The organism is Herbinix luporum, from assembly GCF_900070325.1.
GTDB classification, from domain to species: Bacteria; Bacillota; Clostridia; order Lachnospirales; family Lachnospiraceae; genus Mobilitalea; species Mobilitalea luporum.
The window spans coordinates 785023-807735 of sequence record NZ_LN879430.1 but is presented as its reverse complement, the minus strand read 5'-3'; the positions used below and the strand labels follow the sequence as shown (position 1 = coordinate 807735).

Genomic DNA, 22713 nt, shown 5'->3' with positions numbered 1-22713 from the left:
CCTAATATAATCTTTCCTGGTCAAAGGCCTTAGCCGTTCTGTTAGCTATAGAAACCAGGAGGATACTGATTACACTCTTAAATATACCTGCTGCAGTACCAATCGAGAAATCTGCACCTTGGAAGAAGGACTTATTAAGTACATATGTATCTATTACCTCTGCCGTATTCTTTATTAAGTCATTTTTTAATTGTAACTGTGCTTCAAATCCCGAATTCATAACCATACCAAGATTTATAATCAACAATACAAATATGGTTGCTTTAATACCCGGCAGTGTAATATGAATCATCTTTTTAAATCTACCTGCGCCGTCAATGGAGGCTGCCTCATATAGATCAGGATTAATTGATGTTATGGAAGCCAGATATATAATACTGTTCCATCCTGTTTCCTTCCATACAACAGCTAATCCAACTATCCACCAGAAATATTTACCATCGGCGAAGAAGTTTATAGGAGCATCTATAAATCCCCAATTAACAAGCAATTCGTTAAGAATTCCTCCATCTACAGCCAATACATTTTTTACTATGGCTGCCACTATAATCCAAGATAGGAAGTGGGGAAGATAAGAAACTGTCTGAACAAGCTTCTTGCCTTTCACATTTACTACTTCGTTTAGTAATAGTGCAAATCCTATAGCAAATATAAAACTAAATACCAGATTTATCAAACTCATAGCCAGGGTATTTCTAAAGGCTAAAAGGAAATCTTTTTCTGTTAATAAGTAAATAAACTTATCCCATGCTACAAACATCTGATTAGCACCGGCTGCCGGTTTATGATTCTGAAAAGCCATTATCCAACCGGTTAAAGGCCCAAAATAGAATACAACTACATATACTATAAAGGGTAATGTCATCAGCATAAGCTGCTTTTGTCTCATTATCATCTTGAAAGTTACTATTCCTGCCCAACTTTCATGTAAATTACCTATTACAGCAATTAAAAGTATTACGAAATTCATGGCAGCAATAACTAAAAACCCAATACCAAAGTTTTCTTTATAGAATTTATCAACTTGCAAAGCCCCAATACCAATTGCATTAATTGACAAAATTCCTACAAAAGACATAAATATATTTATCAGCGATAATATCTTAACCACTTTATATGACGTAAGCTTCTTTCTAAATAACATAACAAAGCCTGATATATATGATAATACCACTGTCATTATCAATGTCAAAATCACTAAAAACGCACTTACAATATCTCTTTCTAGATATTTAATAACGGAGGCTGATAAATCTATCATATCAAAATAAGAATATGTTCTCTTCTCAAGACTACCCCACTCATCTAACTCGGCTACCTTCTCATTCATCTTTTCTGTCAGAATATCAATAATGTAATACTCATTCTCTTTTAATCTGCTTTCAATTGTCTGTCTATCCTTACCGTTAATTATATTTTTCGCTGTATTATATACAATATTCTTTGGAATGCCTGATTCCTTGGCCACCTTTTTTATAATATTACTATTAAGTGCTGCCATAGCAGTATCAATTTTATATCCGTCACCTTCTACATCATTTTGCTTAGGAAGATGTAGATAGGGGAGGAAAAAACTTATTATAGTTGCAAAGCATAAGGCAGCTATAATAATATAATAGGGTTTTCGTTTATTCATAGTAGTGCCTCCACTCTAAGTTCATAAGTCTATCTGCTTTAAATATGGGGTGCCTTATATGGCACTATGCCATAATCTGACACCCCTATTTTCTGTAATCTTACCAAAGATTTACTTTAAGACGTAACCTTAGTTTCTACTTTACTCAGCCAGTTCTGCTCTTCTACGTGCTTCTGCTGTTAGTTCATCTAGATAAGCATCAATATCAACTTCGGTTCTGTAAACTTCCATGTACTCTTCCCAGATATCTTCAAACTCCTCAGGAGAAGCCATCATAGCTCTAGGTAAGTATTCATGCTTAAGTTCTGTAATCTTAGCTCTGGCCTTACCATAGTCAGTATCTGTTGTCCAAGTATTAGTATAGGACCACATCGGATACCATGGCTCATTAGGTAGGCTAGGACTTAAGAATTCAAGGAATGTCTTATATCCATAACCGTCAAGAAGTTCTTTCTCAACAGGCTCTAGGCTGTCATAATATTCGCCAGGCTGCTGATTAGGATCGATAGCATTAATTCCATCATCGAATAAACCTTCATAGTGAGGGAAATATGCATATGCTGAACTTACCATATTCTGAGTAACCCAGTCTGTGTTACGGATATTACTTCTTTGTTCCTCTGTTCTATAGAATACACCGTTCTCATCAACCATGTAGTCTACGCCTTCTTCGCCCCAGTAAATCATCTTGGTAATTTCATCATCAAGAAGGTCATTTATAAACTGTAATGCACCTTCAATATCTTTACAACTCTTTGTAATACTTAAACCATTGGATACGTCAAGAGCTGCAGGGCTATGCCATCTGTCTACTCTCTCACCGTCAATAGTTATAGGTAGGGGAACATAAGTATCTTCAAATTTACCCTGGGCTTCTAATGCCTCAACAGCAGTATTGAAGTTCCAGAACTGATCCAAAGTACCTAATACTCTACCTGTGGATAATAAGGATATGTATTGGTCATAAGACATAGTATATGTCTCAGGATGAACAAGATTTCTATTATAGGCCTCATTCATCTTCTTATAATACTGATAAGCTTCTGGTATTGTATTATAGTCAATAGCAGTGATTGTTTCAGGATCTATGATACAAGCACCGTCATTTGGATAACCAGTTAAGAATAACGGAGGATTCTCAACACCGAAATATCTCCAGTCTTCTGTACTCATGGTAAATCCAACAGTTTCTTGACCATCTGCTGTTGTTGGATGTTCCTTCATATAGTCTTCAATCAAATCGAAGTACTGATCCATAGTCTTAATTTGAGGGAAGTTAGCCCAAATCAGAACTTTTTTCTGTATCCAGAATGCTTCATCCCAATGTTCAGTAGCCATTTCTTTTCCTTTTATAATACCGAACTGAGGAATAAGATAAATATGTCCGTCAGAATGTCTTACCTTATTCCAATCTGCTTCAGATAAGTAGTTTTTAATGTTAGGATAATTATCCCAGTATTCATCAATTGCGATTAATGCATTTGCCTCAATTAATGAGGGTGTACCTGTGGAACCGGTAATAAGATCAGGATATTCTCCTCCAGCAATCATAATACCGATTCTTTCGTCAGCAGTTTGACCGGTTAACCAAGTAACCTTAGCCCAAGCACCAATCTTCTCTGCAATTTTTCTAAGCATACGGTTGTCATCCGGTACTTCTGTTCCGGGCACAGCATGGAATGCCGTAAAGACTTTTTCTTCTTTTTTTCCATTGTCTTTCTGATCATTTGTTTCATCTGATACTTTACCCTTGTCAGTAGATTTCTGCTGTTTCTTTCCGCAACCTACAAAAAGAGCAGCAAACACTGTGACTACAAGTATCAGAGCCAAGAACGTTTTGAATTTCTTCATGTTCTTTCCTCCCTATACTTATTTACCGAAAATGAGTCTTAATACTGCACAATAACTCATGTCCGGTTAAGTCAATATTAGCATTATTGCACAATAACTTCAATGTATAAACTATAGCATAAATACAAAAAATTATATTTTTGCTTACTTTTATATATATTTTTTGTGGTTTTTCTATGGTTTGCTTAAAAACTTCTTTCTGTATTGAAGTGGCGTAGTTCCCTTAATTTGTACAAATTTACTAATGAAATAATCTGTATTGTTAAAACCTACAGCTTCTGCTATTTCATAAATTTTATAATCTGAACGCAGGAGCATTTCGCATGCTCTGTCAATTCTATAATTGTTTAAATAATCCTTAAAAGAAATCCCGAACTGCTTTTTAAAAATCTGTCCTAGATATGCGCTATTGATATAATATTTCTCACTTAAGTATTTTAAGCTTAAGTTTTCCTTATAATTTTCTACAATTTCCCTTTCTACATCAAACAAAACCCCACTAAAAGCATATTTTCTTAAAGTGTTTAGATAGTCAGAAAATTCCAAGGCAAATTTTTTAAACTGCCTAATACTTCCGGGAATTGACACTTGTCCATATCTTTCCTGCTTTAACATCTTATGTATTTCGTCTTGGTTAAAATCAGAATACATTTCCTTAGCCAAATTAATTAACTTAAATAAAAGGTAGTCCATGCTTAATTTAATCATCTTTGGCTCAGCAACCATTTCTTTAAAATTCTGATACAAGTCTTCAATTATTTCTTCAATCTGTTCTCTATCATTTTTTTCAATAACTTTAATTAGTTCATCTATTAAATTCTTATCTACAGTATACTTATCTGTATTAATTTGATTTTTAATTTCATCATAATAAGCAACCCCTGCAACTTCAGAGTATAAATAATAATATTTTACCATATCCGCCGTCTTATAACTTTCGTCTATTGATTTAATATTATTTACCATTTTACCTATATAAAAATTAATTTTATAAGATAAAGAAGCGCTTAATGCTATGTAGAATTCTTCTATGTATTCCTTCTCCTCTAGCTGCATCTTATCTGCCATACTTTTTACATATATAAAACCAATAGAATAATCATTATTATCTTTACTGGGCATATAAACATGATACCAATTATCACCTAAGTATGCTTTCACAGCTTCATATAAGTTTACATGTTCTTTGGCTTTTTCCTCATCGGATAAATGATTATAATCTTCGCAAGCCTTATCATATTCAATTCTTATATACCTTACATCTGCTATATCCCTTATATGTTGCTTAATATAGTCTATGCTATTACTGTCAACTACTCCTGATATTAGACCTGATAAATGACGGTCAAAAATAATTTTGTCGGATATTTCTTGTTTCTTTTCATTCTCCATCTGATGATAATAAAATTCCTTATATTCATCTAGAGCTTTAATTAACTCCTCTTTTTGAACCGGTTTTAAAACATAATCTACAACATCATATTTTATAGCTTTTTTTGCGTATTCAAACTCATAAAAGCCACTAAGTATAATAAATCTAACTTTTTTTGATAACTTTTTTCTGGTTTGCTCAATTAATTGCAATCCATCTATCCCCGGCATCTTTATATCAGTTATAACCAAGTCTATTTCTGTTTCTTCCATGATTTTAATAGCTTCCTGCCCATTAGCTGCTTCTGCACATATATTAAAGCCATACTTTTCCCAGTTAATCAATAACTTAAGTCCCTGGCGTATATATGGTTCATCATCCACGATCATAACCTTTATCATTATATATTCCTCCTATTTATCCCTTTTGTTAAAAGGCAGCCCAATCAAAATATCAGTACCACTATCAGGTTTGCTATCAATATCAAAAAGAATATCACTATTACTATACATCTTTAACCGTAAATAAGCGTTAAGTATACCTGTGCTTTTTGTGTTATATAACATACTACTGTCAGCACCCTCTATCATATTTTTTAACTCATTTAGTCTATTATCATCTATACCTTTTCCGTTATCAGAAATCTCAATTAAAAGATACTCCTCCTTCTTAGTAACGGTTACAGATATCACACCTTCCTTATCCCTTGTCTCAATACCATGAACACAGGCATTTTCGATAAATGTACTTATGGATAATTTAGGGACTAAGCATTTTTTACATTCATCCATTACGTAATGATAATACCTAATCTTATCCCCAAATCTATAATTTTGTATATCCATATATTTCTCTACAAATTCCATTTCTTCTTCTACTGTTATATAATCGTCTCCCCAAGTCATTGTTTTACGGAATAAAACAGCCAGTCCTCCTATAATTTCAGCTGTCTCAAGCTCATTTTTAATTAAACTTCTCATTCTGATAGATTCTAAAGTATTAAATAGAAAATGAGGATTAACTTGACTTTGGAGGGCTTTTAATTCAGCATTCTTTTTTGCCAGCTCCAAGGCCTGTTTTTCAGCCTGACCTTTAAATACCACCTCAATAAGTTCTTTAATCTTAGTTACCATCATATTATAACGGGTGATAAGTTTACCTATTTCATCTTCCCCTTCTTTGATTTTGATAAGTTCAAATTGTTCGTTTTCCACCTTACCCATATAAGAAGAAACCAACTTTAATCGTCCACTTATAGATTTACCTATCAAGAAAATCAATATAGTAGGAATAAAAAAATTAAATAAGACAATAGGTATTAGCCATATATTCTTAGATATGACGGACCAAAAAGGTGTTTCTTTAGCCACTATAAGTATTTCCCACTCTTCAAAACCGGTTTGAAAGGTCATGGACATAGTGGCCTGATCTGAATTTATACTACTTGCCGGTTCATATTCTCTTACACCGCTGGCACTAGGTTTGTTAGAAAATAATATGTTTTTCTTGTTTTTAACATAAATTTCTCCGTCTATTTTCTCATTAAGGACATCTTTAAGCATATAGCTATAATCTAAATCCACCTTTAAAATCTTACTCATATCCTGTTTGTCAAAATAGTTTAATCTACGTATAATACTTATAGTCCTACTGGTTCCGCTACCCGGTATATACTTTTTTGCACTATCATAATAGCTATATATAAATATGTCTTGTCCGCTTTCCAAAAATGCCTTGTACCAATTAGTGTCCTTAGCTGAGTCTAATTTAGCAATGCTCCCTCCGCTTACCAAGGTATCATTATCTGCGTAAATTATAATCTTATAAATGCGGCCATAATTATAATTAAAATTTAAACTATTATATTTTAGCATTGTCATATAATGTTCATAATAATCCAGATGATTTTTATATTCCTTAGTCAAAAACTCATTTAATTTTTCATTTGAATATAGATTGTATGTGAATAATATGCAATTGTTTACTTTGTCTGCTAGGTTGGTTTTTACTCGCTCCATAGAATATGTAAGATCCCTTATATGATTTTCCCTATAATTTTTTTGAACTGTATAAATAATGATAGCATCCGTAAAAATAATAGGAATCAAAACACAGAAGCAATAAACCAACAGTAATTTTGTCCTTATTCTATAGTTATTAAGACTAAACTTATTTATCTTCTTATGCTTATTTTTCATTATATCCTCGCACCCTTATATATTTTTTACAAACCATATAAATTAATAAAAAACATATATTTTATTTTATACAATAAATATTATTTAATCAATGCCACATTATTAATAATAAACTAAAATTAGACTAAATTAAAGATAAGTTTTGTTATTTCACTAAGAATCGTACTTTTCTATTTGCAAGATATCATACATATTGCTATAATGTTAATAAGAACGTTACATTAAATTATCTTTTTCTACATATTTTACAATACGGTTAGGAGGTTTAACACATGTCCTTATTCAAAAAATCAAGAACCAAACTAGTATTTTTTTTGCTATGTATAGCTATTTTATTTATACTTAACAACTTAATCGGGCTTAAATATGTCCAGAGCGGAACAAAAATTTTAACTATATTTATATCTATTTTAATTATTGGCCTAGCCTATTTATTAGTAAGATTTTTAATGATAGATTATATAGCTCCTCTTCGTTCACTTATTTTTTATTTAACATCAACTGATAATAACTCTAGCTCTAAAACAATAATTACTGATCTTATGGAACTAGACAATATAATAGGCAATCTGGCAAGACTTATAAATGATAGGTTAAGCAACAATAATGAAGAAAAGAAAATAGGTAGTTTACCTCCTATTATTAACCTTAAAAATGTATCTGCTAATATGGAAGATCTACATAATAATATCGATAGTATTGCTGCTACCTCTGAAGAATTATCAGCTACCATGGAAGAAACCTCAGCTATATCTACCGATATTGCTTCCACATCCTTAGAAATTGCTGAAACTGTACAGGAATTCTCAGAAAAAGCACAAACCGGATATAAAACTTCTGAAGATATTAAAGTAAGTGCACAAGAAACCATGGAAAATGTATCTAAGGCCCAAGAAAATGCTAATCTAATTTTTTCTGATACTAAATTACATCTGGAAAAAGCAATTGAGGAATCTAAAATTGCTGATCAAATTTCTATTTTATCTAAATCAATTAACGACATTATTTCACAGACTAAATTACTGGCACTTAATGCTTCCATAGAAGCTGCCAGAGCAGGGGAATATGGAAAAGGTTTCGCTGTAGTTGCAGATGAAATACGTAAACTATCAGAACAATCCAAAAGTAACATTACTCAGATAGATCAGATTACCGAAAAAGTGAAGGAAGTAGTAAAAAATCTTTCCATATATGCTTCCGAATTACTAAGATTCGTGTCTGAAGATGTCAATGCAGATTATAATTTTATGAAAAATGTAGCAGATAAATATAAGGAAGATTCCTTAAAAATTAATAATTTATTTATGGATTTTAGTACCTCATCTGATGAATTGCTAACCTCTATAAGTGAGCTGCTAACAAACCTTGATCATATCGTTGCAGCTTCCAGTGACGGAGCTGAAGGCGTTAATGATATAGCCAATCAAATTAGTGATATGACCCAAGCATCAGGGGAAATATTAGCACAATTACAGAAAGTTAATAATTAAATTTAAATATAAATAATTTACAAGGGGGTTTTATTATGGAACTTATTCATACTATTAACAAACCGGAAGGATACTGTGGAATTATTAAAGGAAGAAATATTCTAAAATCCGCCGGCGTAGGGGTTTGGAAGCCGGAATATGTAGAAGATCTTATCAAGAACCTTCTTGAACTAGCTAAGAACTTTCAAGGTGAAGATTTTGCATATATTGCAGATCCTTCAAATATGAGCCCTATTTTAAGCAAGGAAACCTCAGCAGCATTTACAAAATTACATTCTGTTCTTGGAAAAGCAGGATGTAAAGCAGTTGCTTTTCTAGACGGAAACACTGCGGCTATGAAGCTTCAGTCTCAAAAACATCAGAACTTATCAGAAGTTAAAGAAATGCTAGTATTACATTTTAAAACTGAGGAGGAAGCCTTAAATTGGTTAGGTGAAATGGGTATTTGACATAAAAATGAAACAATTTGTTTACAAAATGTCTTTATTCTATCCATACTTTGAACACAAATTTATTTTATACTCTAATCAGAAAGTGTTAAATTTAAATTTATCACTCTCCTCCTCCCTACTTATATTAATATAGATTAGAGGGTGTCTGTCGACAATACCTGGCAGACACTCTTTTATTTTCATTTTCAAAGTAAAAAATTTTGATTTTATATTTATTTTATAAAGCATTCACAAAATAAACACATTTCCTTTGTATACTATGACCATAGACAGTGATAAAACACTTTCTACTCCCACCCTATTATACGCTATGGTAAACTAACACCCCTGTTGTTTACCAAAACGCCGGCCATAAGGCCGGCGTTTTACTATTTACTTATTAATCATTACTGCTCATAAACTGTCTTATCCGGTGCTCCAGCATTGGTATCAGGAAGTTTTGATATTCTTACTTGTCCTATCATCTTATTCATTGTCTCAAGAATATCAAACTTATAGCCTGCATATTGCAAAGTAGCCTTTTCACCGTCTGCGGGAATCCTATCGAGAATAGATATTAATAATCCGTTTAAAGTGTCAAAATCTTCGTGGTCAATCCTTATATCAAGCTTATCTTCCAAATCTTCAAGACTTATGGAGCCCTTAACCACACAGGAATCCTTATCCATACGAAGAATCATCTTCTCTTCCTTATCATATTCATCTTGAATATTTCCTACAATCTCTTCCAGAATATCTTCCATTGCTACCAGTCCTGAAGTCTGTCCATATTCATCGACTACTATGGCCATATGTATATTCTTAGCCTGCATTTCATGGAATAAAAGATTTACACTTTGGGTATCTGGTATAAAAAAGGGTTCCCTGGCTATATCCTGTAATCTTATATTTTTGCTATCCTTAGATATGTAAGCAGATATTATATCTTTTAGGTGTAATATTCCTACAATATTATCTAGATTGTCTACATATAAGGGATATCTGGAGTAATTCTTTGATAGCATAAACTTTAATGCCTCTTCTATGGTCATTTCTCCGTCCACTGCTACAATACGTTTTTTATGGGTCATAATATCTTCGGCTGCTTTATCATCTAACTCAATTATATTAGATATCATCTCAGCCTTACCGGCATCAATTACTCCCTGTTCATGGCCTTCATTAACCATAGATATGATTTCTTCTTCTATTTCATTTACCAAGATCTCTTTAGCAGAGATTCCAAATATCCTAAGAAGAAAAGTCATAATTTTGTCTATTATCCAAGTAAATGGACCGGTTACCATAAAGAATAAACGAATCAGACCATAAAGGCCAAAGCAAATCTGCTCTGAGTATTTTAAAGCCAGTTTTTTAGGTAATATCAAGCCAAATAATGTCATTATAAAAATCAATAAAGTTAAAGAAATAAAATTTACTAGTAATCCTAGTCCTTGTAAAAGGTATGTCAGAAAAAAAACTCCTGTAATAATCTCTACTGCACATATCATTAGTGATAAGCTGCCTTGATATTTTGTATCTGTACCGATTAAGTCTAATAAAACCAGTGCTTTTTTATTACCTTCTTCTGCTTTTTTTCTTATTGTATTCTCGTTGACATACTCCATCGCCGCTTTTATGCAAGACATAATTGCCATTACCAGGATAAGCAGTAGTATTATTGCTATCCCCCATAAAGGATTGTCACTATCCATTGTAAAAATAATCCCTTCCTTCTCTTATTAAAATTGTATGTGCTTAAAATATGTATCTAAAGACAAACTAATAATTAAGGCCTTATCAATTTTCTTTAATACATCTCGATCTAAATGGCATACTTTCTCCTTTAGTCTTGATTTATCAATTGTCCTTACCTGTTCAAGTAAAATAACAGAATCCTTAACTATTCCATACTTATTAGCAGACAGTTCCACATGGGTGGGAAGCTTGGCCTTATTCATCTTTGATGTTATAGCCGCACAAATTACTGTGGGACTGTGTTTGTTACCTGTATCATTTTGAACAATCAGCACAGGCCGGACACCACCCTGTTCTGATCCGACTACCGGCCTAAGATCAGCATAAAATATATCTCCTCTTCTAATTACCACTTTACTCACACTCCAATTGTAGGCTTTAACCTTATTATTGCCAAATTCTTCGTGTGTATTCTATAAAGTGATATCATTCACTAGATATTATAGATTAAAAATATATTCTTGGTATTCTTCTTCCCACAGTACAAACCAATTCATAGGGAAATGAATGGGACCACTCAGCCAGTTGTTTAACACTAATACTTCTTTCTCCATCTCTGCCAAGTAAGGTCACAACATCTCCACAAATTACCCCTTCAATATCGGTTACATCAACCATAAAATAATCCATACAGACTCTTCCTATAATGGGTGCATACTGACCACGTATTATAACCTTACCTATATTGGACAAATTCCTAGAATACCCGTCTGCATATCCTACAGGAATTGTGGCAACCTTAGTGGGTCTCTTGGTAACAAAAGTAGAACCATAACTGATGCCACAGCCTTCCTGAACTTCCTTAATATATATTATATGACTTTTTAGTTCCATAGCCGGAGTTAATCTAATAGATTTATGATCTACTTCTTCTGAAGGATAAATTCCATAAGTTGCAATTCCACATCTGACCATATCATACTCCGCACAAGGAAGCTCAATTATTCCTGCACTGTTAGCCATATGCCGTATAGGAATATGTATACCTGCCTCATTTACCAACTTACAAAAGTCATCAAATCTTTTTATCTGTTGTTTTGCACTACTTTTATCTATTTCGTCGGCTCTGGCAAAATGGGAGAAAATACCCGCTATACTAATGCCATCTAATGCTGCAATTTTCTTAATCTCATTAAGACTTTCTATAGTATCCTTAAAGCCAATCCTAGACATACCGGTATCTATCTTTATATGAATTTTTGCTGTTTTTTGCTGCTTCTTTGCTTCTTTTGCCAAATCTGCTGCCATATCATAACTAAATACAGTCTGCATTACATCATATGCTACAACATAATCAAACTGTTCCTTAGGAGTATATCCCAGTATTAATATTGGTTTTGTTATTCCGGCTTTTCTAAGTTCCATAGCTTCTTCAATAATTGCAACCCCGTAAGCATCTGCCATATCATTTTCTAAAGCCTTTGAAACTTCCACTGCGCCGTGCCCATATGCATCGGCCTTTACAATCACCATAAGCTTAGTATCTTTTTTTAATTTGCTTTTTACTTGATTTATATTAGATCGTATTGCTTCTAAGTTTATATTTGCCTGTGCCCTATAATAATCACATCTTTCCAATTATCTTCACCTAGTTTCTTATTAAAAAATTTATCTACTAAGAACTCCACATATAGCTTCTACTATATCTTCGGCCATTAATGAATAATAACCGGTTTTTTCTGCTGCCATATCTCCTGCCAGACCATGAATATAAACACCTAAGCAAGCCGCTTCATAAAAGGAGACTTTCTGAGCCATAAGGCCTGCAATAATACCTGTCAGCACATCTCCGCTCCCTGCGGTTGCCATTCCATTATTTCCGGAAATATTAATATATTTTTTGCCGGCAGAGGCAACAAATGTCCTAGCATCTTTTAAAACATATACTATTTCATTATTATAAGAACATTGATTTGCAATGTCAAATATGTTATGGGAAATGTCAGACAAATCTATACCTAAAAGTCTAGACAATTCCATAGGATGGGGAGTTAATATTGTATGCTTTGGAAGCATGGCATTAAGCTTATTTAACCTTTCCTTCCAAGAAATATAATTGCCATCTAAATTTTTTGCCATTATATTAAGTGCATCTGCATCAATTATTAACGGTATCTTATTCTGACTTAGCACCAATGACAAAAGTTCTTCGGCTTTTTCTGAAATACCCAGTCCCGGTCCAATAACTATTACATCGGCCCAGGCAATAATAGAGGGTAAATCCTCATCTAAATCATATGCTGCAAATAAGGCCTCGGGAAGTAATGTCTGTATAATATCCCTGTTCTTATGTGCAGTCAGTACCTTAACCATACCGGCACCGGTTTTATAACAAGCCTTAGCAGACAGATAGGCCGCACCTGCCATACCGATATTGCCCGCAATTATTAAAACCTTACCAAAAGTACCCTTATGGCCGTCTTTTTTTCTCATGGGAAGCTTGCTTAAATCCTCATTGGTATAATAGAAAGTATCAGCTCCTACATAAGTTAGTGCTTTACCGGGAAAACCTATATCAGCTAAGCTTATTTCTCCTGCATAATCAGCTCCCGGATACATCAATAAACCCTGTTTCATATAGCCAAAGGTTATGGTATAGTCTGCTTTTATGGCAGTACCCAGCACTTTTCCCGTATCAGCGGATATCCCTGAGGGAATATCAGCAGAAAACACCTTATAATTTCCTCGGTTAATTTCAGAAATTAGTTCTGCCAGCTCTCCCCTTATGGGCTTAGATAATCCTATGCCAAAGATAGCGTCAATTATTATATTATATTCAATTAAACTACAGCTGTTATTAATTATTATGCCTAAATTTTCAGCTATTGTAAGCTGCAGCTGCATTTCTTTGCTACAATTATTTCTCTCAAATGGCAAAAGAATTGCAACCTGAAAACCCTGTAAGAACAGAATTCTCCCAGCTGCAACTCCATCAGCACCATTATTACCGGGACCGCATACCACCAGTATACGATCTTCCTTTTTTATATATTGCGTAACTTGGGCAACTATCTTAAGTGCCGCTCTCTCCATAAGTACCAAGGAAGGTATTTTAATAACATCAATGGTATACTTATCAATTTCTTTCATTTTTTTAGAATCTACTACATACTTCATTTTACAGCCCCACTTTTTTATCATGGTATTTAGCAAAGTTTTTCTCCTACAACAAATGCATTGGCATATTCTTTTGTATTTGTAATAGATACATGAATAGTTGTTATCTCCTGTTCGTGGGCTAATTTGGCAGCATTGCCATATAAATTCACATAGGGCCTGCCAAGCTCATCTCGTAGTACCTCTATCTCCTTTAAGGATATTTTCCTAAATCCTGTACCGAACATCTTAGCTACAGCTTCCTTAACTGCAAAGTTGCCGGCGGCTTTTGACCATTTATTATCAATAAGCTTGATTTCATCCTCTGTAAAGCAACGGTTAAGAAAGCCTTCCTTTTGACAAGCTAAAGCCACTCGTTCAATTTCAATTAAATCTACACCAATTCCGGTTATCACGCTTCTCATTCCCCTACACTACTATCTTGGATACTGTCAAAAATATCGATAATTTCCGGTCCTAAAATATCATGCATATTACTATAGATTGCTTTATTAGCTGTCTCAATATCATGCTTTTTAAGAATTTTTTCCTTTAATTCTTCTCTTGTATCTAATATCCATTGGGATATTTCAGCCAGTTCCTTCTGATTGTTATGAAATTTTTTATAGCAGTATTTTATGCTTTCCAACAAAAGTTCCTCATTGGCTTTTTGAATTTTATCAGGAATATTTTCAAGTTCTTCTGAAGCTTCTTCTATCTTCTTATTCAACTCATTAATATAATCTCTGTTCTTTTTTAACCTCTTATCATAAAATTTACTCTTTTTTTCATCCTGGGTATCCATATTAGATATTATATCTGAAATAAATACTTTTTTTAGTTTTTTACTCTCCTTAATATCATTATTCAGTTTACCCTGTTTTTTTAAGAGATTATTAAGTTGCTTCTCCTTTTCCTTAATAACAAAGGTTTTCTTTTCGTCAGGGAACAATTCATGCCATCTTGAATCTAGGGTCAATATCGGAAACTTCTTATTTGCTACTATAGCGCTAAAATCAATATCACCACGTTTTCTCATATGCATTCCAATCCTATACAAAGTCATATAGCTTCAAATAATCAATGTTTATTTATCGTTGGCTTTATTTTTTTCCGATAATTTATATGATAATTTCATAAGACTTTCGGCCAAATGTACATTTTCAACAATTATATCCTCAGCCAAATGTAAATCTGTGGGAGCAAAATTCCATATCCCCTTTATTCCCCATTTGGCAAGATCAGCAGCAAGCTGTGGAGCCTTTGCTTTTGGCACAGTCAATGCGGCAATATCTACCTGATTCATTGTTATATACTCTTTTAACTCATCTATATTCTTTATCTCTATACCACGGATTGACAATCCCACCAACCTTGGATTAATATCAAAAATAGCCTTTACATAAAAGCCTCTTCTCTCAAAATCAACATAATTAGCCAGGGCCTGTCCCAAATTACCGGCACCTATTATTATTATATTGTATTTCTTGTCCAATCCTAGGATTTTACCTATTTCCGTATGGAGGTATTCAACATTATAACCATAACCCTGCTGACCAAAGCCACCAAAATTATTCAAATCTTGTCTAATCTGAGAGGCTGTTACCTTCATTTTATCACTTAATTCTTTAGATGAAATCCGTACAACATCCTTTTCCAGTAAATCTCCAAGATAACGATAATACCTTGGTAATCTATTTATAACTGCTTTGGATATCTGCTTTTTATGCATTTAATTCCTCCCTTCCAAGTGCAAATTATATGAATTAATTATATTGGATTGTTAATAATAAGTCAATCTATTGCTTTCTTGTAATTTTTCTGATTTTCGTCAATCTTTACTTGATTGTTTGCTTATGTTAAAATATATAAGTCATACTTTATGACACAGCGATTGGAAAGAGGTAAATTATCATGGTTTTATCATGTAATAATATAAGTAAATCCTTTGGAACAAATGAAATTCTTAAAGGGATTTCTTTTCATATTAACGATAGGGAAAAAGCGGCCATTGTAGGGATTAATGGTGCAGGAAAATCCACCCTTCTAAAAATTATTATTGGTGAGCTTATGGCCGATGAGGGAGAGGTAATCCTTTCTAAAGGAAGTACCATAGGTTATTTGTCTCAACATCAGGATTTAAAATCAAACCATACCATATATGAGGAAATGTACAATGTAAAACAGGAAATAATCGAGCTTTCTAATAGGATTCGCCAATTGGAACTTTTGATGAAAAACGCACAAGGCAAAGAACTGGATCAAATGTTAAACACTTATACCAGAATTACCCATGAATTTGAAATCCAGAACGGCTATGCCTATGAAAGCGAGGTTACAGGCATTTTAAAAGGACTCGGATTTGCCGAGGAGGACTTCCATAAAAAAGTCGATACCCTATCCGGTGGACAAAAAACCCGAATAGCCCTAGGTAAGCTCCTTTTATCAAAGCCGGACATTCTTCTTCTAGATGAGCCTACTAACCATTTAGACCTTATATCAATAGCATGGCTTGAAACCTTCTTAATTAATTATGACGGTGCGGTAATAATTGTAGCCCATGACCGATATTTTTTAGATAAAGTAGTTAGTAAAATTATTGAACTGGAACATCATAAGGCCCATATTTATAGCGGCAACTACACCGACTATATTAAGAAAAAAGATATGCTAAAAAGTGCTCAATTAAAAGCATATATTAACCAGCAAAAAGAAATAAAACATCAAGAAGAAGTAATTGCAAAACTCCGTTCATTTAACCGGGAAAAATCAATCCGACGGGCAATGAGTCGTGAAAAAATGCTGGATAAAATTGAACTTATTGAAAAACCCACAGAAAATAAGCAAATGAAATTTTCCCTAGAGCCCAGGATTTTAAGCGGAAATGACGTACTTACTGTAGAAGGCCTTGCCAAATCCTATGGCAGCTTAAAGTTATTTTCTGATATTAATTTTGAAATCAAACGGGGAGAAAAGGTGGCTATAATAGGTAATAACGGAACAGGAAAAACCACCATACTAAAAATATTAACCGGTTCCCTAAAACCCGATGCCGGCAATATCCATCTAGGTACCAAAGTCCATATAGGTTATTATGACCAAGAGATGCAGGTACTTAATCCTGAGAAAACCTTATTTGATGAACTGCAGGATACTTATCCTCATCTTTCTAATACCACAGTAAGAAATATCCTTGCGGCTTTTTTATTTACTGAGGATGATGTATTTAAGAAAATTAAGGATTTAAGCGGCGGTGAAAGGGGAAGAGTATCCTTAGCTAAGCTAATGCTATCCGAAGCTAATTTCTTAATCCTAGACGAACCTACTAACCATCTGGATATTAGCTCTAAGGAAATATTAGAAAATGTACTAAACTCCTATAGTGGCACCATACTTTATGTATCCCATGACCGCTACTTTATTAATAAAACAGCAACAAGAATTTTAGATCTTACAGAAGGACATTTGCTAAATTATATTGGTGATTATGATTATTACTTGGAGAAAAAACCTGAAGTGGAGGCTGCCTATCTAAATAAACCCCAAGAAGATACAACAAGCGGCAGTAAAGGAAAGCCTTGGGCTATTCCAAATACAAATTCAGCTAAAGATAGTGAAACTGTAAGCAACAATAAACTTTCCTGGCAACAGCAAAAAGAAGAACAGGCAAGGATCAGGAAAAGGAAAAATGAATTAAAAAAGACGGAGGATGAAATACATGCTCTGGAAATCGAAAATGATGAAATCGATGCATTATTAATTCAAGAAGAAATATATACTAACCCGGAAAAATTAATGGAACTTCATAGCAGAAAGAAGCAAGTTGAAGCCAGACTGGAAGAATTACTAGAACTATGGGAGCAGTTAGCTGCTGAAGAATAAATAAAGCCCACCTAGCTAATGAGAAATACATTCTTATTAAGTAGGTGGGTTTAATTTAATGCAATATTACTCTAGTCCTTCTTCTGTTAAATTTTGAATGGTATTCATGATATGCTCATTGGCTAAGGCTTCAGCCAGATTTTGGTCTCTTTTTTTAATGGCTTCTACAATTGCAGCATGCTCTTTGCGGGATTTTTCCGCTCTATAAGGCCTAGATAAGGTGACTTTACGAACTCTTTCCACATACTGATGAAAATCTGACAGTACATGGTTTAGAATCTTACTGCCTGAGGCCTTATATATTAAATCATGGAATTTATTATCCAGTTCCACTAACTGATCAAAATGGCTTCTTCTGGCATGGAAATCTGATAAATATAGAATTTCCTCCAAAGCCTCTATCTGTGTATTGCTTATATTTTCACAGGCCCATTTGGCACAAAGCCCTTCAAGATAAGACCTTATTATATAAATATCATGAATATCCTTTTTTGTTATACCTGTTACAGAGGCTCCTTTATTGGGAGTTATGGAAACTAGGCCTTCTAACTCCAATTGCCTTAAGGCTTCCCTAACCGGAGTCCTGCTGACTCCTAGCTCTTTTGCAAGAGTCATTTCTTTTAGTTCTTCATTTTCTTGATAGGCTCCCGATAGAATTTTGTCCCTGATTGCATTATATACCCTGCCCCTTAGGGAGTATCGGTCAGCTATCTCTTTTTGAAGATCAATTTCTTCCAAGGAAAATCCTCCTTATTTATCCATCAACAATTCTGCCTAATAAATACTGACAAGCTATAGGCCAGCGATTGTATCCATGATGTAATTTGCAAATTCTTCACCGGTAGCACCGGTATTTCTTCCTGTGATAACCAGCCTTTTCTCTGTTACGGTACAGATATCCAGTGCACGATATAGCTTATCGGCTTCCTCTTTATATCCGATATGGGCAAGAAGCATAGCCCCTGCACGAATCATACTGCAAGGATCTGCATAGATATCCCTGCCTTCTTGTACCATCCTAGGAGCAGAACCATGTATAGCTTCAAACATAGCATATCTTTTACCGATATTGGCGCTGCCGGCAGTTCCTACACCGCCCTGGAATTCTGCTGCCTCATCAGTAATTATATCTCCGTATAAATTAGGGAGAACTACCACTTGGAAATCCTTTCTTCTCTTCTCGTCTACCAGTTTAGCTGTCATAATATCAATATACCAGTCATCTGCTGTAATACCTGGATATTCTTTGGCAATCTCATAGAAAATATCTAAAAATTTACCGTCTGTAGTCTTGATAATATTTGCTTTAGTTACAGCAGTAACCCTTGTTTTATTGTTGTTTTTTGCAAATTCAAAGGCAGCCCTTATAATTCTTTCGGTACCTTGAGTAGTTACTACAGTAAAGTCAACTCCAAGATCCTCAGTTACATTAACACCCTTACTGCCTACTGCATAGGCTCCTTCTGTATTCTCACGATAGAAGGTCCAGTCAATTCCCTGCTCCGGAATTCTTACAGGTCTTACATTAGCAAAAAGATCTAATTCCTTTCTCATGGCCACATTGGCACTTTCTACATTGGGCCAAGGATCACCTTTTCTTGGTGTTGTTGTAGGTCCCTTTAAAATAACATGACACTTTTTGATTTCTTCTAATACTGCAGGAGGAATTGCAGCTTTTTCAGCGGCTCTTCTTTCAATGGTAAGGCCTTCTATATTACGAAAAACCACTTTACCGGCCTTTACATCATCCTTTAATAAATATTCTAAGACCCTCTGGGCCTGAGCTGTTATAGCAGGACCTATACCGTCTCCTCCGCATACTCCGATAATAATCTGATCCAAGGATTTATAATCAATAAAATCTCCTTGCTTTTTCATTTCTTCTACTCTTTGCAACTGCTCAGCCAGTAATTGTCCAAACTTCTCTTTTGCTGCTTCAATTTGCTCGGTTCTTAACATCATCATCCTCCAAATCTTATGTTTTTATAGTTTTCAATTTATCCCAGGTTTTATTGTAAGTTAACTAACCTAGCTTGTCAACCCGTCTGCTTTTTGTCTTACCAAGTATCTATACCCAGTTCTTTCTTAACCTTACTTATCTGGCTTAAGATTTCCTCATCTGTAATAACCGTAACCCTGCCTTCTTCATATTCTTTGTCAACCCATTCTTTCACCTTAACTACCAAGGGATCATTTTTATCCACTGCCTTATCCTTAAGATTAAAATAGCTGTTAATCCAATGGGCTATTCCTGCCAGACCTGAGGTATTAGATATTGCAACCCTGACAGGACGATTTAAGAATTTTTCCGTATCAAAGATATTATAAATCTCTTCATTCTTCAGTAGTCCATCGGCATGGATACCTGCCCTGGTAACATTGAAATTCTGGCCTACAAAGGGGGTTCTTGAAGGCAGCTTATAACCGATTTCTTTTTCATAATACTGGGCCAGCTCAGTAATAACTGTGGTATCCATACCATCCAATGAACCTTTTAACTGGGCGTATTCAAATACCATGGCTTCTAAAGGTGTATTACCGGTTCTCTCGCCTATACCAAATAAGGAACAGTTAACTGCAGCAGCTCCATATAGCCAGGCTGTGGTAGAATTGACTACTGCCTTATAAAAATCATTATGTCCATGCCATTCCAGCCATTTTGAAGGAACCCCTGCATGACTTATAAGTCCATAGATAATTCCCTGTACAGACCGGGGAATAACCGCACCGGGGAAATTGACACCATAACCCATGGTATCGCAAGCTCTTATTTTAACCGGCAGATTATATTCTTTACTTAATTTCATCAGTTCATAACAAAGTGGAATAACAAATCCATGGATATCAGACCTAGTTATGTCTTCTAAGTGACAGCGGGCTGCAATGCCGGTATCAAGACATTCCCTAACTATATTTAAATAGTGTTCCATAGCCTTACGTCTGGTCATCTTCATCTTATAGAAGATATGATAGTCAGAACAGCTTACTAAAATTCCGGTTTCCTTCATTCCTATTTCTTTAACCAACTCAAAGTCTTTCTTACTGGCACGAATCCAGGATGTAATCTCAGGAAACTTATATCCCTTTTCCATACACTTATATACTGCATCCCTATCTTTTTTGCTATATAAGAAAAATTCGCATTGTCTGATAATACCCTTAGGTCCCCCTAAACGATGGAGGTAGTCATATATTGTTACAATCTGCTCAGTTGTATAGGGTGCCCTAGACTGCTGCCCGTCTCTAAATGTGGTATCTGTAATAAAAATTTCATCAGGAAAATTATGTGGTACAATTCTGTCGTTAAATGCAATTTTAGGAATTTCATCATAGGGGAATAAATTACGAAATGTATTGGGTTGATCAACTTCAACCAATTTGTAAATAGGCTCTTCCAATTGAAGAAGGTTATTTTGAGGATTAATAAATACTTTTCTTTGTTCCATAAGCTTATCTCCATTCCCTTTAATTTTATATGCATTTTTAGTTTGTATAATTGTATACAATAATACAGCTAATGTCAATCTTATATTTTGTAATAAAAAAGGCCATATAAAACCTTTAATTATTGGCATTTTTTTAGGTTTTATATAGCCTTATTAAGTCATGGAGAAATATATTTAATTGTGGTTATAAAAATTTAAGATAATTTCATAAATTATGGGTATTAGTACGGCAGGAAGCAAATTTCCGCTTTTGATTTTTTTACCGAAAATCATGTTTATACCGATAGCAAATATTAGGATTGATCCTACAAATGAAAGATTTGTGATTAATCTTTCACTTAAATAGGGTTCAATATATCCTGCTGCCAAGGTAATAATTCCTTGGTAAATCCCCACCGGAATTACTGAAAAAAACACACCTATTCCTAAAGTAGAGGCAAAAAATATGGCAACAACACCATCAATAAATCCTTTAGCCAGCAGTATTGTCGGATCTGCAAAAAGACCGTCTTTTAAAGATCCTATAATAGCCATGGCTCCTACACAAAATAACAAGGAACTGTTGACAAAGCCCTGAACAAATCCCTTATCTTTTTCCTTTGTTATTTTTAATTTGCCCTTTAACCATTCACCAACCTGATCTAGCTTGTCTTCAATATTAATGGCTTCACCTAAAAAGCCCCCTATAGCCAGGGATACAATCATAAGCATTATATTAGAACTGCTAATCTTCCCATCCTCAATTACCAGCAATCCCTCTAATGCCCCACTAATTCCTATAAAGATTACCGCAAGCCCCAGGGCGCTCATTATGGTATCCTGAAACCGCTTCTTTAGTCCTCCCTTAATTACCAGTCCAATAGTAGAGCCAATCAGAATAAGGGCAATATTTCCCAAGGTTCCCAAACCAATCATATCTATCACATAAAACCGGATATTCCGATCTTTCCTCCATATGAATATTTCTAAAAACTTAAACTAATCCTGTTGTCTCTTCCACCTCACGAAGAGCCAGAATTGTTCTTCTAAACAAATCATCCAGCTCCCATCCCAGCATATGTGCACCATTTCGTATTACATCCCTTGAGCAGCCGGCTGCAAATTTTGGGGTCTTAAATTTCTTTTTAACTGAGCTAACCTCTAGGTCCATGGTGCTTTTTGAAGGACGCATAATAGCCGTAGCACCTATCAGTCCGGTCAGCTCATCAACTGCATATAAAACCTTTTCCATTTCATGTTCCGGCTTTATATCCACACAGATGCCATATCCATGGCTTGCCACCCCGTGAATAAGCCTTTCATCATAGCCCCTCTCCCTCATTATTTCTTGAGTTTTTATGCAATGTAATTCAGGATACATTCCAAAGTCAAGATCATGAAGCAGGCCCACAATACCCCAGAATTCTTCCTCACCATGACCTAAATTACGGGCAAAATATTTCATAACCCCTTCTACAATTCTGGCATGTTTTAAATGAAATTCATCCTTGTTAAATTCACATAAAAGCTCCCAAGCCTCTTCTCTGGTGGGTATCTTTCCCATTATAAATCAT

Annotated in this window: 19 protein-coding genes; 3 read left to right on the top strand and 16 right to left on the bottom strand. The window is 34.4% G+C overall.

Annotated features, from left to right (window positions below; all coding sequences use genetic code 11):
- Window position 1: 1 nt before the first annotated feature.
- The 4 genes from SD1D_RS12645 to SD1D_RS03680 form a co-directional block, all read right to left on the bottom strand.
- Window positions 2-1636 carry an ABC transporter permease gene (locus tag SD1D_RS12645; RefSeq protein ID WP_330398638.1) on the bottom strand — a complete coding sequence of 545 codons (1635 nt, stop codon included), beginning with the start codon at window positions 1634-1636 and terminating at the stop codon, window positions 2-4.
- Between the two features lie 141 nt (window positions 1637-1777).
- On the bottom strand, window positions 1778-3487 hold the full coding sequence (locus tag SD1D_RS03690) for an extracellular solute-binding protein (RefSeq protein WP_058257669.1): 1710 nt from the start codon (window positions 3485-3487) through the stop codon (window positions 1778-1780).
- A 174-nt stretch (window positions 3488-3661) separates the two neighbouring features.
- Window positions 3662-5260, bottom strand: coding sequence for a response regulator transcription factor (locus tag SD1D_RS03685; RefSeq protein ID WP_058257668.1), 1599 nt, complete (start codon window positions 5258-5260; stop codon window positions 3662-3664).
- A gap of 12 nt (window positions 5261-5272) precedes the next feature.
- Entirely contained in the window at window positions 5273-7057 is a 1785-nt protein-coding gene (locus SD1D_RS03680) for a sensor histidine kinase (RefSeq protein ID WP_087758752.1), read from the bottom strand.
- A gap of 272 nt (window positions 7058-7329) precedes the next feature.
- Here SD1D_RS03680 and SD1D_RS03675 point away from each other — a divergent pair, with 272 nt between their 5' ends.
- Both SD1D_RS03675 and SD1D_RS03670 read left to right on the top strand, forming a co-directional pair.
- Window positions 7330-8547, top strand: a complete 1218-nt coding sequence (locus SD1D_RS03675) for a methyl-accepting chemotaxis protein (RefSeq protein ID WP_058257667.1) — start codon at window positions 7330-7332, stop codon at window positions 8545-8547.
- Between the two features lie 35 nt (window positions 8548-8582).
- A complete protein-coding gene (locus SD1D_RS03670) occupies window positions 8583-8996 on the top strand; it encodes a hypothetical protein (RefSeq protein ID WP_058257666.1) in 414 nt (137 codons plus the stop codon).
- Window positions 8997-9385: 389 nt separating this feature from the next.
- Here SD1D_RS03670 and SD1D_RS03665 read toward each other — a convergent pair whose 3' ends face one another.
- The 7 genes from SD1D_RS03665 to SD1D_RS03635 all read right to left on the bottom strand — a co-directional run bounded on the left by SD1D_RS03665 (window position 9386) and on the right by SD1D_RS03635 (window position 15564).
- Window positions 9386-10693, bottom strand: coding sequence for a hemolysin family protein (locus SD1D_RS03665; RefSeq protein ID WP_058257665.1), 1308 nt, complete (start codon window positions 10691-10693; stop codon window positions 9386-9388).
- Between the two features lie 27 nt (window positions 10694-10720).
- Window positions 10721-11089, bottom strand: coding sequence for a type II toxin-antitoxin system PemK/MazF family toxin (locus tag SD1D_RS03660; RefSeq protein ID WP_058257664.1), 369 nt, complete (start codon window positions 11087-11089; stop codon window positions 10721-10723).
- A gap of 94 nt (window positions 11090-11183) precedes the next feature.
- Window positions 11184-12314 (bottom strand): alanine racemase, encoded by a 1131-nt coding sequence (gene alr / locus SD1D_RS03655; protein WP_058257663.1) that lies wholly within the window; start codon window positions 12312-12314, stop codon window positions 11184-11186.
- Between the two features lie 30 nt (window positions 12315-12344).
- On the bottom strand, window positions 12345-13853 hold the full coding sequence (locus SD1D_RS03650; RefSeq protein WP_162287264.1) for an NAD(P)H-hydrate dehydratase: 1509 nt from the start codon (window positions 13851-13853) through the stop codon (window positions 12345-12347).
- Window positions 13854-13882: 29 nt separating this feature from the next.
- Entirely contained in the window at window positions 13883-14248 is a 366-nt protein-coding gene (gene acpS, locus SD1D_RS03645) for a holo-ACP synthase (RefSeq protein ID WP_058257661.1), read from the bottom strand.
- A 5-nt stretch (window positions 14249-14253) separates the two neighbouring features.
- Window positions 14254-14871: a hypothetical protein gene (locus SD1D_RS03640; protein ID WP_058257660.1), complete on the bottom strand. Its 618-nt coding sequence runs from the start codon at window positions 14869-14871 to the stop codon at window positions 14254-14256.
- 48 nt (window positions 14872-14919) lie between these two features.
- Window positions 14920-15564 carry a redox-sensing transcriptional repressor Rex gene (locus tag SD1D_RS03635; RefSeq protein ID WP_058257659.1) on the bottom strand — a complete coding sequence of 215 codons (645 nt, stop codon included), beginning with the start codon at window positions 15562-15564 and terminating at the stop codon, window positions 14920-14922.
- Between the two features lie 182 nt (window positions 15565-15746).
- On the opposite strand from SD1D_RS03635, the gene SD1D_RS03630 reads away from it, so the two are divergent.
- Entirely contained in the window at window positions 15747-17714 is a 1968-nt protein-coding gene (locus SD1D_RS03630) for an ABC-F family ATP-binding cassette domain-containing protein (RefSeq protein WP_058257658.1), read from the top strand.
- A gap of 66 nt (window positions 17715-17780) precedes the next feature.
- Here the strand turns inward: SD1D_RS03630 and SD1D_RS03625 are convergent, their stop codons facing one another.
- From SD1D_RS03625 to SD1D_RS03605, 5 genes are all read right to left on the bottom strand, one after another.
- A complete protein-coding gene (locus SD1D_RS03625) occupies window positions 17781-18452 on the bottom strand; it encodes a GntR family transcriptional regulator (protein WP_087758751.1) in 672 nt (223 codons plus the stop codon).
- Window positions 18453-18506: 54 nt separating this feature from the next.
- Complete coding sequence (locus SD1D_RS03620; protein ID WP_058257657.1) at window positions 18507-19673, bottom strand: isocitrate/isopropylmalate family dehydrogenase; 1167 nt, start codon at window positions 19671-19673, stop codon at window positions 18507-18509.
- A 98-nt stretch (window positions 19674-19771) separates the two neighbouring features.
- Complete coding sequence (locus SD1D_RS03615; RefSeq protein WP_058259183.1) at window positions 19772-21160, bottom strand: beta/alpha barrel domain-containing protein; 1389 nt, start codon at window positions 21158-21160, stop codon at window positions 19772-19774.
- A 174-nt stretch (window positions 21161-21334) separates the two neighbouring features.
- Window positions 21335-22075: a DUF554 domain-containing protein gene (locus SD1D_RS03610; protein WP_058257656.1), complete on the bottom strand. Its 741-nt coding sequence runs from the start codon at window positions 22073-22075 to the stop codon at window positions 21335-21337.
- Between the two features lie 58 nt (window positions 22076-22133).
- Window positions 22134-22703 carry a hydrolase gene (locus tag SD1D_RS03605; RefSeq protein ID WP_058257655.1) on the bottom strand — a complete coding sequence of 190 codons (570 nt, stop codon included), beginning with the start codon at window positions 22701-22703 and terminating at the stop codon, window positions 22134-22136.
- Between the last annotated feature and the right edge of the window lie 10 nt (window positions 22704-22713).

Bases quoted from the DNA above. Each gene is read 5' to 3' on its own strand.
- SD1D_RS03680 (WP_087758752.1), bottom strand. From the start codon at position 7,057: ATGAAAAATAAGCATAAGAAGATAAATAAGTTTAGTCTTAATAACTAT.
- SD1D_RS03635 (WP_058257659.1), bottom strand. From the start codon at position 15,564: ATGCATAAAAAGCAGATATCCAAAGCAGTTATAAATAGATTACCAAGG.
- SD1D_RS03675 (WP_058257667.1), top strand. From the start codon at position 7,330: ATGTCCTTATTCAAAAAATCAAGAACCAAACTAGTATTTTTTTTGCTA.
- SD1D_RS03630 (WP_058257658.1), top strand. From the start codon at position 15,747: ATGGTTTTATCATGTAATAATATAAGTAAATCCTTTGGAACAAATGAA.
- SD1D_RS03610 (WP_058257656.1), bottom strand. From the start codon at position 22,075: ATGATTGGTTTGGGAACCTTGGGAAATATTGCCCTTATTCTGATTGGC.
- SD1D_RS12645 (WP_330398638.1), bottom strand. From the start codon at position 1,636: ATGAATAAACGAAAACCCTATTATATTATTATAGCTGCCTTATGCTTT.
- SD1D_RS03685 (WP_058257668.1), bottom strand. From the start codon at position 5,260: ATGATAAAGGTTATGATCGTGGATGATGAACCATATATACGCCAGGGA.
- SD1D_RS03690 (WP_058257669.1), bottom strand. From the start codon at position 3,487: ATGAAGAAATTCAAAACGTTCTTGGCTCTGATACTTGTAGTCACAGTG.
- SD1D_RS03670 (WP_058257666.1), top strand. From the start codon at position 8,583: ATGGAACTTATTCATACTATTAACAAACCGGAAGGATACTGTGGAATT.
- SD1D_RS03640 (WP_058257660.1), bottom strand. From the start codon at position 14,871: ATGAGAAAACGTGGTGATATTGATTTTAGCGCTATAGTAGCAAATAAG.
- SD1D_RS03615 (WP_058259183.1), bottom strand. From the start codon at position 21,160: ATGGAACAAAGAAAAGTATTTATTAATCCTCAAAATAACCTTCTTCAA.
- SD1D_RS03620 (WP_058257657.1), bottom strand. From the start codon at position 19,673: ATGTTAAGAACCGAGCAAATTGAAGCAGCAAAAGAGAAGTTTGGACAA.
- SD1D_RS03605 (WP_058257655.1), bottom strand. From the start codon at position 22,703: ATGGGAAAGATACCCACCAGAGAAGAGGCTTGGGAGCTTTTATGTGAA.
- SD1D_RS03665 (WP_058257665.1), bottom strand. From the start codon at position 10,693: ATGGATAGTGACAATCCTTTATGGGGGATAGCAATAATACTACTGCTT.
- SD1D_RS03650 (WP_162287264.1), bottom strand. From the start codon at position 13,853: ATGAAGTATGTAGTAGATTCTAAAAAAATGAAAGAAATTGATAAGTAT.